The 11763-nt window shown below is 39.7% G+C and carries 12 protein-coding genes; 4 read left to right on the top strand and 8 right to left on the bottom strand.

All coding sequences use genetic code 11. The features are described 5' to 3' along the window. Window positions 1–7 precede the first annotated feature (7 nt). Window positions 8–385 (top strand): SET domain-containing protein, encoded by a 378-nt coding sequence (locus tag RCG21_RS05790; protein ID WP_133336414.1) that lies wholly within the window; start codon window positions 8–10, stop codon window positions 383–385. Window positions 386–430: 45 nt separating this feature from the next. Here the strand turns inward: RCG21_RS05790 and RCG21_RS05785 are convergent, their stop codons facing one another. From RCG21_RS05785 to RCG21_RS05775, 3 genes are read right to left on the bottom strand one after another with little or no spacing between them, the layout of a single operon-like run. Further along, window positions 431–1741, bottom strand: a complete 1311-nt coding sequence (locus RCG21_RS05785; protein ID WP_308912959.1) for a purine/pyrimidine permease — start codon at window positions 1739–1741, stop codon at window positions 431–433. Window positions 1742–1764: 23 nt separating this feature from the next. Then, window positions 1765–2739 (bottom strand): bile acid:sodium symporter family protein, encoded by a 975-nt coding sequence (locus RCG21_RS05780; protein WP_133336418.1) that lies wholly within the window; start codon window positions 2737–2739, stop codon window positions 1765–1767. A gap of 15 nt (window positions 2740–2754) precedes the next feature. Next, window positions 2755–3111 carry a rhodanese-like domain-containing protein gene (locus RCG21_RS05775; protein WP_372512747.1) on the bottom strand — a complete coding sequence of 119 codons (357 nt, stop codon included), beginning with the start codon at window positions 3109–3111 and terminating at the stop codon, window positions 2755–2757. A 206-nt stretch (window positions 3112–3317) separates the two neighbouring features. Between RCG21_RS05775 and liaG the strand changes: the two genes are divergently transcribed. Next, window positions 3318–4169 (top strand): LiaG family protein, encoded by an 852-nt coding sequence (gene liaG, locus RCG21_RS05770; protein WP_133336422.1) that lies wholly within the window; start codon window positions 3318–3320, stop codon window positions 4167–4169. A gap of 100 nt (window positions 4170–4269) precedes the next feature. On the opposite strand, the gene RCG21_RS05765 is transcribed toward liaG, so the two are convergent. Then, window positions 4270–5205 carry a COX15/CtaA family protein gene (locus tag RCG21_RS05765; protein WP_308912957.1) on the bottom strand — a complete coding sequence of 312 codons (936 nt, stop codon included), beginning with the start codon at window positions 5203–5205 and terminating at the stop codon, window positions 4270–4272. 302 nt (window positions 5206–5507) lie between these two features. Here RCG21_RS05765 and RCG21_RS05760 point away from each other — a divergent pair, with 302 nt between their 5' ends. Together RCG21_RS05760 and RCG21_RS05755 are read left to right on the top strand one after the other, a co-directional pair. Next, window positions 5508–5822: a YuzC family spore coat inner layer protein gene (locus tag RCG21_RS05760; protein WP_504928515.1), complete on the top strand. Its 315-nt coding sequence runs from the start codon at window positions 5508–5510 to the stop codon at window positions 5820–5822. Window positions 5823–6068: 246 nt separating this feature from the next. Continuing rightward, a complete protein-coding gene (locus RCG21_RS05755) occupies window positions 6069–6584 on the top strand; it encodes a DoxX family protein (protein ID WP_133336428.1) in 516 nt (171 codons plus the stop codon). 43 nt (window positions 6585–6627) lie between these two features. On the opposite strand, the gene RCG21_RS05750 is transcribed toward RCG21_RS05755, so the two are convergent. The 4 genes from RCG21_RS05750 to RCG21_RS05735 form a co-directional block, all read right to left on the bottom strand. Then, window positions 6628–8292, bottom strand: coding sequence for a glycoside hydrolase family 13 protein (locus RCG21_RS05750; RefSeq protein WP_308912955.1), 1665 nt, complete (start codon window positions 8290–8292; stop codon window positions 6628–6630). A 34-nt stretch (window positions 8293–8326) separates the two neighbouring features. Then, window positions 8327–9352 carry a LacI family DNA-binding transcriptional regulator gene (locus RCG21_RS05745; protein ID WP_133336432.1) on the bottom strand — a complete coding sequence of 342 codons (1026 nt, stop codon included), beginning with the start codon at window positions 9350–9352 and terminating at the stop codon, window positions 8327–8329. Window positions 9353–9518: 166 nt separating this feature from the next. Then, entirely contained in the window at window positions 9519–10361 is an 843-nt protein-coding gene (locus RCG21_RS05740) for a sugar ABC transporter permease (protein WP_133336434.1), read from the bottom strand. A gap of 1 nt (window position 10362) precedes the next feature. Beyond that, entirely contained in the window at window positions 10363–11655 is a 1293-nt protein-coding gene (locus RCG21_RS05735; RefSeq protein ID WP_308912954.1) for a carbohydrate ABC transporter permease, read from the bottom strand. Window positions 11656–11763 lie beyond the last annotated feature (108 nt).

Raw genomic sequence — 11763 nt, 5'->3', positions numbered from 1 at the left:
GATTAATATGATTGAGATTAAGACTTCAACGATCAGTGCAGGAGAGTTTAATCGGGGCGTATTTGCCACTTGTGATATTGCGGAAGGGGAATTGATTCATGAAGCCCCGGTCATTTCTTATCCGAATGAAGAACATGAACACATCGAAAAGACACTTCTTGCGGATTATGCCTTTGAGTATGGGAAAAACCATACAGCCATTTTATTAGGATATGGGATGCTGTTTAACCATTCATACACACCCAATGCCAGGTATGAGATTAACTTTGATAATCACACCTTTGATTTCTATGCCTACAAAGATATTAAAGCAGGAGAAGAAATCTTCATTAATTATAATGGTGATGTCGATATCGATGATCCTCTCTGGTTTGATAAAGAATAACAAAATCCTCTCGGCGAAGAACGCGAGAGGATTTCGTTTTGTAATTTAGTTCAAATATATAGCAGGATTTTTTTTCTCCCGAAATACCACATGTTCTAATAGTAAACATAAAATTAGACCAACAAGTAGGCCATTGGCCATGATATTACGCAGCCATGGAGCAATCGTTTCAAACGCAGCGGTCGGGACAAACATCATTCCAATCCCAGCCATTAACGAAAGACCAATTACTAGTAAATTTCTCGACGATGGTTCCTGCCCCATGAGATCACGGATGCCAAAGCCCATCATTTGAGAAAATAGAATAAATAGGGATGTATAGGCAACCTCCATTGGCAAGTGAGAAAAAAACTCACCAATGTATGGAAAAAAGCTAGAAATCACAATTAAAACCGCCCCAACCACAATGGGACTTTTTTCTTTAATTCCTGTGGTTCCAATGAATCCTGCAGAAATGGATAATGGCACAACTCCTACTACAGAAAAGAGTCCTGAGAGAAATAAATTGACCCCATTGCCGAAAATCCCTTTTGAATACTCGCGTGGCTTTATCTCCTTATCTATAGCAGTCCCAACCACTAGTATACTTGCAATTACATTAGAAATTAAGATAATGGCAGTGATGACAGAAGTTAGGACAATCCCGAAATCAAACTGTGGTTCACCCCAGGTAAATACTTTCGGAGTAGCAAACCATCCTGCGGGCTCATACGTTTTTCCTGGTTGAATTAATCCTAAGAAATGAAATAATAACCAGCCGATCACAATTCCAATTAAAGGTCCCATGCTCCTCAGAATTCCTTTTGCCTTTAAGGAAAAAAATAAAATTACAACGATTTCTATTAAACATATACCAATAATTTTCCCATTTAGATGATTCGTTTCGGTAATTCCCAGCATGCTTTTTATAAAGGAACCGCTCATTTGGCTGACGAGCAAAATTAAATAGACTCCAGTTACAATAGGGGTAAACAAATTTGTAACTTTTTCGATTATTGGTGAAAAACCCAATATCACTAAAATAATTCCTGCAATGACTAGACCCATTTCTAATTGCTGCAATAAATGCTCTTTTTCAGACCCCATGGAACCAAGAACAATGAACAAAGCCCACCACATACCGGCAGCACCTTCTACCACTTGAAGACGGTGTCCAAAGAACAACTGGACTAAGGTAGCTGCCCCCGTTACAAATAGCATGCGTTGCATAAAAGTTGAGATTTCGGCGGGAGACATATGAAAAGCTGCCCCGACGACTATAGGGACGGCAATAATATTGGTGAGCATAAAGACTGACCACTGAATGCCTTGAATTCCAGTCAAAAATCCACTTCCCGTTTTTGTGAAATTACTCATTCATCTTTACTCCTTTTTAACAACTATACAGCAACAGATTTAGATTCTCGGTGTCCAATCTTTCTATCATAATATTTATTTAAAAAATGTCCATTTAATGATGCTAAAATTTGTTGGAATAGCATGCCGACCACGACAGGAACGGCTACTGCAGCAGGGAAATAAGAAACGGCAATAACAGCTCCTGCACTAATATTCCGCATTCCTCCGGTAAAAGTTAATGTAATCACAGTATCACGGTCACTTTTAATTAACCGTCCTAGGAAAAAGGAAAATAAATAACCAGTAAGGGCAATGAAAAATACCACCAAGGTAATAAGGACTAATTTTAGATGGGCATGCCGCAAATAGGGGGCAACAACAGAGCCGTTTAACATTACAACGACCCCCATGCAAATTTTTGAAAAAGGAGCAAGCTTTGAACCTAGTTGCTCCTTAATCCTTCCCTTCGTTAGCTGATTAAAGAACATACCGATTAACGAAGGAATGACCACCATTCCAAATAACCCCTTCATAATACTTATGAAATCCATGTCGATTTTTTGGCCCATGAAAAGAGAAATGGAGTAAGGAACAATGAGTGGGGAAAGTAATGTATCCACTAAAATAATCGATAAGGTCAACGGAATATTTCCTTTGTAAATTGATACCCAAATAAAACTTGTGACACCTGTTGGAATGACCATAGCTAGGATTAACCCTGTGATTGTAAAGTCATCACCGTAAAAGGCAACATGCCCCACCCCCCAGGCCCAAAGCGGCATGAACACATGTAAAATGCACATAGCTAAGAATACAGGGAATGGATGGGTAATTACCTCTGTTAGCGATTTAAAATTGGAACTTAGGCTCCCGGAAAAGGTCATAAATGAAAATAACCAAGGGATTAAATAGGAAAAGTCCTTTAGATAAACACTTAATATAACTCCTAGGATGACGCTGATGGGTGTTATCAAAGGCATAATTTTTTCTAGTTGCTTATTTAATCTTTGCAGCATGAAGATCTCTCCCCACTATTTTTCCAGCGATTTTTGATATTCCTTCCATGCCGTACGGCCACCCTCTAAAACTTTGACTTTATAATCAAGGCTGCTTAGGATATTAGCACATTTCGCTGCAGAATTTCCTGTCGTACAGGTAACGATGATTTCCTCTTCCCTTGGAAGGGATAATTTCGCTTCCTCTTTTGTTTCCTCTACTCCAAAAATAATCGTTTTAGGAATATTGAGGTTTTCAATTTGAGGGGCTGCTATGTGTTCAGCCTGATATTTATCTTCAGCTCGGACATCAAGAAGCAAAACCTTTTCATTTCTTTCTAAACGTTCATGTAATTCTTTTGGCGTAATTTTTTCTGTTGTCAACTTAAACACCTCCAATACAAAGAATAGCACAAATTCCAGTAAATTAAAGTATTTCGTCTACCAAAATATATCCATTTTTACTTTGTGTGAAAGGTCCCCCGGCTCCATACGTCTTAAGTCTTAAAAAGAATTAAATCTCCAGTACATTGTGAGAAATGCCTTTCCCCTATAAGATGTATTTAGAGATAAAAACTGGAAATAAGGTGGGGGAAAAGATGAAAAGAATTGTGATTATTTTATTAATCATTACGGGTTTATACTTTGTTTTTCAACAATCGCTGCGTTTTGATTGGTTTTCTGCCGGAAGTCGTGAAGGCAGTGCTGTGATTTCAGGGGATGTCCATGTCATTAAGGTTGATGTTTCCGCTGTTAATGCTAATATAATTCCAGCGGATCGCATGAATTTAAAAGCTGTGCTTCAGGGAAACGGGAAACTGACTGTGAACGAGAACGGGGATACGGTTGAAGTCACGGTGAAAAAGAAATGGTTTGACTGGTTTGATTGGACCCCATTTAAAAAGAAAACATTAAAAATCTATATTCCGGAAACTTATAAACAAGATATGGAAATTGATATGGGCTCTGGGAATCTTGAATTTTCGGGGAAGTCTATGAAATTAGATGAACTATCCCTCGATATTGGATCTGGAAATATGAAGCTCGACAACCTCACTGTGAATCATTTTAATCACGATGGTTCTTCAGGTAATGTTCAAATTGATTCATTAACGACCAAGACAGGATCGTTTGACCTCAGTTCAGGGAATCTTGATATTCAACATTATAAAGGCAAAATAAACGGGGAAGTTTCATCAGGAAGAGCAAAAATTCAGGTAGACAAATTAACCGATTCGATTAATCTTGATTTAAGTTCCGGGATTGTTAATCTTGACCTGCCGGATGATGCAGACTTTGATTTAGATGGAGAAGTAAGCAGCGGTAATATTTCCTGTGATTTCCCTTTAAAATCTAAGGAATTTAACCGTAAAAGCATAAGGGGAACATATGGCACCGGAGAGCATAAAATTAATCTTTCGGTTTCGAGCGGGAATATTGATATTCATTGAGAAATGCGCTTGGATTTCTAAAAATCCAAGCACTTTTTAATTTATCAGCGTATTTTTCACTGTTATCAGCGAATTGGAGCAGTTTATCAGCGAATCCTTATCAAAAACTACTTCGCCGCCCATGCTCTCCAACTTTTTGCGGATATTTAGGACCTGCTTTAACTGCCAAATTCCCCGCATAAACCCTTGCTTCCGTAACAAAAGCGAACAAAGCAGTAGCGATGGCCAGGTGGAAAACAGCCCATGGGAGATCAAGCTTTGTGACAATAACCATTACGCCAATCACAAGCTGCATAAGTACCGTAAAGGTACACAATAACATGCGTCTCCTTAAAACCTTGCCCCAACTTTTTGAAAAAGCATAATATGTTACGACTAGAAGATAAAGTGCCGTGACAACTGCTAACCCTCTATGAAAAGATTGCAGCACCTCTGGTGTTGTCCCTCTGAAAAATGATTGCCTGCAGCCCAACCAGCCACAGGCCAGTCCGTAAGTTTCATGCTTAATATAGGCCCCAAATCCCAAGGTTAATAGAATAAGGCCCAGTAAGATGTTTAAATGAAAGATAATTGATTTGTGACTTCGGTGTCGAACCTGATAGGACTGTTGCGCACCATCTAAATAAGGGTAACTCCATATCCATATTAAACAGCCCATAAAAAGCATCGCAATTAATAAATGGATGGTAATGATAATGGAAGGCAGGTCGCGTACCACGACTACTGCACCAAGAAGAACCTGAAACGTGAGCAGCCCGAGCATCGTAAAGGATACCATACGAGCAGTAAAACCCAGCTTTGAGCGAAGAATATGGAAAAATAACAGTAAAGACAGGATTCCAAGTAAAGCCCCAATCACCCGGTGCAGATACTCAATCAGAGTTGCTCCTTTTAAAGATGGAATAATTTCACCATTACACATCGGCCATTCAGGTCCGCACCCCATACCGGAATTAGAGGAAGCCACGTACCCTCCGAACACAATCAAAAAATAGGTAAGAAAAATAGTCAGCAATGCTAAATTTCGTTTGTTCAACCTTCATCCCCCTGTATTTAAATATTTTGACTCTAGGGACAATTTACCAGATAGAGACAAGTTATTCGGTGATATGTATCACGTTATCAAGGAATTCACCGATAAACCTTCCGACAAGGTTTTACATTCCTCTCCCGCCAAGGAATGAATTTTTACAAAGTAACCAAAGTATCCCATTCTTCATAAGGTATAATGCCTTATGTCTCTACAATGGAAGGAGAGTTACAAATGAACTATAACCCTTTTCATTACCCAAATTATCTTCCCTTAACCACCTACCCTGGTTATTATATAACCCCCCCATACCAAGAACGTACCCGCCCGTTGATATAAAAATATTTTCAAATTCGGTGAAGTCCTTTCGCCTCCTAATGGAACAAGGAAGTATTTTATTAGACCGTTTAGGAGATCCTGGATTTGCTAGGAAAATGATGACAGTCGCCCAACAGGGAAAAAAGGCTGAGGTTGATCAATTAATACACTCTATTGGCTTAAAAGTCCCAGTGATTACAAAATTTACTCCTTCTGGCGTAATCTTTGAGCTGAGCACACAAGCTACTCAGCAAGCACCGATGAGCTGCTGCACCTTATCCGTTTCCATGAAATGGGGAACATAGATTTTAAATATGAATGACCTATCTAAAAAAACTCACCTATAACCGAAGAGCATAATAGGTTATAAAAAAAGCGATCTTCTCTTTGTCCAAGAGAAAATCGCTTTTTTTAGATTCTAACCCAGTCAACAGTTTGTCAAAACATTTCGAACAAACGGTGAACATAATCCTATCAATATGTTAAAAAGATGACCGGTGAATACATTGTAGTATAAAGAATCAATAAAAACATGAAAGGTGGAATGAGTTATGTTTAATCAATTTTTACGGGAAAATAAAAGCGCTGCCGTCCTTTTAACGATATTACGTTTATACTTGGGTTACTCTTGGTTCACAGCAGGGCTGCACAAATTAATGGGAGGATTCGATGCATCTGGTTATTTAAAAGGAGCGATTGCCAACCCGGTAAAAGGACCTGAAGGGGATGTTGTTTTCAGCTGGTTTGTAGGGTTTCTTAAAGGCTTTGCACTTCCAAATGTAGATTTATTCAATTTCCTTGTACCATGGGGAGAAACACTAGTCGGACTTGGTCTTATTCTAGGCTGCTTCACTACTGCTGCCATGTTCTTTGGCTTATTGATGAACTTTACCTTCTTCTTAGCAGGAACCGTATCTCATAACCCACGAGACATCTTCCTTGGCTTTATTATTTTAACTGCCGGATATAACGCGGGTAAAATTGGGTTAGACCGCTGGGTTATTCCTTTCCTTCGAAAAGCAAGGAAAAATCATATTGAAAAAGAAAAACCTAAAGCAATATCTTAATTGAAATTTAAAAAGCGGAGGTCAATATTCCCTCCGCTTTTTTCTATACCCGATAGACTCTTGTTTCATATGGCTTTAACGTAATTCGTTCAGATGGTTCATGTTTCTCGATCTCATAGTTCTTTAAAAGTAGATTTTTATAATCAAATACAATGCCATTTCCCTCGCCTATGCTAGCAGGCCGTTCAGATAGATTGGCCAATACTATCACCCGGTCCTGTGATAATGTTCTTGTATAGGCATAAATCTGCGGGTCTTCGGCTAATAACAAATTATACATCCCATAAGTAAAAACTTCATTCGCCTTTTTTAACCGAATCATTTTTTTATAAAAACTCAAGACGGAATCTGGATTCTTCTCTTGGTCCGCAACATTGATTTCCGAATAATTTGGATTGACCTTCATCCATGGCGCTCCGGTCGAAAAACCTGCGTTTTGTTCCGCTGACCATTGCATTGGTGTTCGCGAATTATCACGGCTTGATGCCCAAATGATTCTCATAACCTCTTCATGTGGAACCCCAGCTGCCGTTTTCAAGTGATAAAGATTTTTCGTAGCAACATCGTCGTAATCATCAATGGACTCAAATTTTACATTGGTCATCCCTATTTCTTGTCCCTGGTAAACAAATGGAGTTCCCTGCATCAAAAAGTACATAGCCGCAAATGCCTTTGCACTTTCTTGCCAATATTCCTGGTCATTTCCCCACGTGGAAACTACCCGAGCCTTATCATGATTTTCGATGAATAAGGCATTCCAGCCCATACCTTCAAGTCCCTTTTGCCAGCGGGATAAAACATTTTTTAGTTCAATAATATTCAGGACTTTTTTCAGCTCCGCATCCCAAAGGTTGAGATGCTCGAATTGAAAGACCATATTGAATTTCCCCTGCTTCTCATCGACCCAAAGATCAATATCGTCCACTGAAACACCATTCGCTTCCCCAACAGTCATAATGTCATATTTTGCAAAGGTTTCTTCTTTTAACTCTTTTAAAAAAGTATGAATCCCTTTTACATTCATATGTTTATCAAAGGAAGGGACATATTTTAGACCATCCGGATTTGGCATATCCTTGAGTCCTGGTTCCTTTTTAATATGGCTGATGGCATCCACGCGGAAACCGTCAATTCCTTTATCAAGCCACCAATTGATCATTTCATAGAGAGAATTCCGCACCTCCGGATTCTCCCAATTCAAATCAGGCTGCTTACGCGAGAAAATATGAAGAAAATACTGGTTCGTTTTCTCGTCATACTCCCATGCCGAGCCGCCAAAAATACTTTCCCAATTATTCGGCTCTTCCCCATTCTTACCATCCCGCCAAATATACCAATCCCGTTTAGGATGATCCTTAGAAACACGAGATTCAATAAACCATGGATGTTCATCGCTCGTATGATTGATCACTAAATCAAGGATTAATTTCATACCACGGTCATGGACTTCTTGTAAAAGCTGATCAAAATCAGCCATCGTTCCAAATTCATCCATGATTTTTTGATAATCGCTAATATCATAGCCGTTGTCATCGTTAGGGGATTTGAACATGGGGCAGACCCAAATTACATCAATCCCTAACTCTTTTAAATAGTCCAGCTTTGCAATAATCCCCTGGATATCCCCAATCCCATCCCCATTTGAGTCCATAAAACTTCGGGGATATATCTGATAGGCAACCGCTTCTTTCCACCATAATTTATTCATATTAATTCCTTCCCAAATCGTACTTTTACCCCTGTTACTTGATCGGCTCTGCACATGAAAGACGTTCAACCAATTTGTGAGCGATAATAATCCGTTTTGTCGGTTCTTTGCTATTTTCAATCATTTGGATCAAGCTCTTTGATGCTTGATAGCCAAGGTCGAAGATATTGATATCAACAGAGGTTAACGGCGGCTTTGACATCTCCGCCAAAAGAACATTATTAAAGCTGACAATGGAGATGTCTTCGGGAACCTTAATCCCTAATTCATCAAGCATGTTCAAAACACCAAGTGCCATGAAATCATCCGCGACAACCAGTGCCGTCGGCCGTTCTTCAAGCGACATTAACTCCCTAACAGCCTCTTGCCCGCCTTCTCGCAGAAATTCCTCGTGAATAATATATTCATTTTTCAAAGGAATTTTAGCATTCCTAAGCGCCCGCTCAAAACCTAAAAGCCGCTCAACGGTTACAGTAAGTTCAAGACTCCCGCCGATAAAGGCAATTTGACTGTGCCCGTGCTGAATTAAATATTCAGTCGCCTCTTTCATCGCCCGGAAATTATCATTATCTACGTGGGTAATTTCCTCTACATCCTTATATGGCTTTCCAATCAGGACAAAGGGAAACTCTCTTCCTTTTAAATAGGAAATCACCTGGTCTTCTACCTTCGAATTAAGAAGAATGACACCATCTACGCTTTTCCCCTGAACCATCCGAGTCACTGCATCAAGGATTTCTTTATCTGTCTTCCCTGTTGTTATATGCATCGCATATTGTTTTTCATGAGCCCCTTCGCTGATTCCTTGTAAAACAGTAGGGAAAAACGGGTTTTGGAAAACCACATCCCCTGAACTCGGCATAACTAGCCCGATGGTTTGAGTGGACTGGCTGGCTAAATTTCGTGCATTTAAGTTCGGATGATACCCTAATTGCTCCATCGCCTTTTTTACTTTTTGCGCTGTTGCTTTACTAATCCGAGGATTATTGGCAATAACCCTCGATACAGTAGACGGGGCCACATTCGCAAGCTTTGCCACATCTTTTATCGTTATAGTCATTTATTTCACCCCACTTTATATTGAAATGCGCAAGCGCCTTGGTCAGCCCCGACCAGCACAAGACAGGCCGGCCGAAAGGTTGTTCTTTAACCTTTTGGACGGATTGGCTTGTGACCTCGAGGGGCTAGGCGCTGGAGCTAGACAATTCTCAAAGATTAAAATGAGTTTAACCTTTTGTACCTCCGGCCGTTAAACCAGAAACAAAGTAACGCTGGAAGGATAAGAAAAGAATCGCTATCGGTACGGCGATCAATACAGCACCAGCTGCAAAAGTTGTAAATTCAGCACCAAATTGTTTTGCAACAAGATCATATAATCCTACTGCTAATGTATAATTTTTTTCCGTTCTTAGCAAAATGCTGGCAATGATAAAATCGGCAAATGGTGCAATAAAAGCGAATAAGGCTACAACTGCAATCATTGGCCTTGCGAGCGGCATCACGATTTGGAAAAAGATTCGAAAATGACCTGCACCATCAATTTTAGCTGATTCATCCAGCTCTTTTGGAATCGTATCTAAGTAACCTTTCATCAGCCAAGTATTCATTGGAATTTGACCACCGACATACACACAGATAAGTCCTATATGCGTATCAATTAAACCGGTCAAGGTCGCTAAAATATAAATAGCGATAAGTGCCGCAAAGTTTGGAATCATTTGCAGGATCAGAAATGTCATTAAGCCGTTCTTTCTCCCCACAAATCGGTAGCGGGAAAAAGAATAAGCAGTCAAGCTGACAATCATAACGGTAAAAACCATTGTTAAAATACTTACCTTTAACGAATTGATATACCAGAATACATAGTTGCTTTTATCCAGGTCAAACAACTGCTTGTAATGGCTGAGTGTCGCATGCTTCGGAATAATGCTCGAGCCTGATAAACTTTGACCCGGATTAAAAGAGGAACCGATAATCCAAGCGAGTGGGTACAAAATCAGGACAAACATAATTAAGATCACCAAATAAGTTAACGTAAGCCGAATGAAATTTTGTCTTTTTGTATTCATATTACATCATATCCTCTTCTTGGAATGACTTAGTTCGCTTAAACTGCCAAAGTGCGACAGTAATGACAATCACGGATAACAACAAGGTTAACGTGGCAGCCTTCGAGTATTGCGCCGACGTCATTGTCAAACGATAGATCCATGAAATGAGAATGTCAGTCCCGCCGGCGTTTTGACCGGTAACTGCCGGTCCGCCGCCATTAAATAAATAGATGATATTGAAGTTATTAAAGTTAAAAGTATATTGTGTAATGATGACGGGCGCAGTGGCAAATAACACTAACGGCAGGGTAATGTTTTTAAACTTTTGAAAGTTATTTGCTCCGTCAACTGTTGCCGCTTCATAAAGATCAGCAGGGATTGATTGAAGTACACCTGTTGTCATCGCAAAGATGAACGGAAAGCCGAGCCAAGTTTGAATGAAAATAAGGGCAATTCTGGTATAAACCTTTTCTGTCATCCATGGGAGACCGTCTATTCCGAAAAATCCGAGGATATCCCGGTTAATGGCACCGAAGGATTCGTTAAACATCCCGGCAAAAACTAGAATGGATACAAATGCCGGTACAGCCCAAGGCAAGATAAAGACAGTACGAATGATGGCTTTTCCCTTTACATCCTTTTGGTTTACGATGACCGCTAGGAAAATTCCTAAACCAACCTGAAGCGTAGTGGCAACAAATGTCCACACCAATGTCCAAGCCAAAACAGAGAAGAAGGTTTGCCGCCAAATATCGATTTCAAAGATTTCCGCAAAGTTTCTGAACCCAACCCAGTCCACCAGTTTCGCAGGAGGTGTATGGTATAAGTCATAGTTAGTGAACGCTAGTAACACAACGAAAATAATCGGAAAAATAACCACGAAGACTAATAGCAAAAAACCAGGTGACATGATTAAGTATGGAAATCCATGATCAACAAGATTACGATATTGTTCCTTGATGGTGCTAATTGGTTCTTCACTGTCACGTTTTTTCCCTACCTTATAGGCATCACGCAAATTAAATACGTAGAATCCAAGACCAAAAATAATGACGATGACAGATAAAATGCCGTATACAAGCAAGAAAATGGAATGGTCTTCTGGTACAATTTCTCCTAGTGTCACTAATCCCCATAATCCAATATTAATTAGGTCTTTAAAAACATATACAAATGCTGCACTTAAGATAAGAAAGAAAAATCCTTTTAAAAATTGCTTGTTGTAAAGTTGACCGACCCCTGGAATTATGGAAAGAATTAGTGCTTTTTTTCGGTGACTGGTTGGATAGGATTCAGAAACAGCTTTTGGCATCCCCCGCACCCCTTTCTTCAAGTACTATTTTTTAAGCTCAGAGGCTTTGTCAGTAGAAAAGCGGAAGCGCCTTCGGAACAAGCACAGCTTGTTCCTGCGGTGATTATT

The organism is Bacillus salipaludis, from assembly GCF_030938565.1.
GTDB lineage: Bacteria > Bacillota > Bacilli > Bacillales > Cytobacillaceae > Neobacillus > Neobacillus salipaludis_A.
The sequence above is the reverse complement of the archived record's forward strand: the minus strand, read 5'-3'. Positions and strand labels throughout refer to the sequence as shown.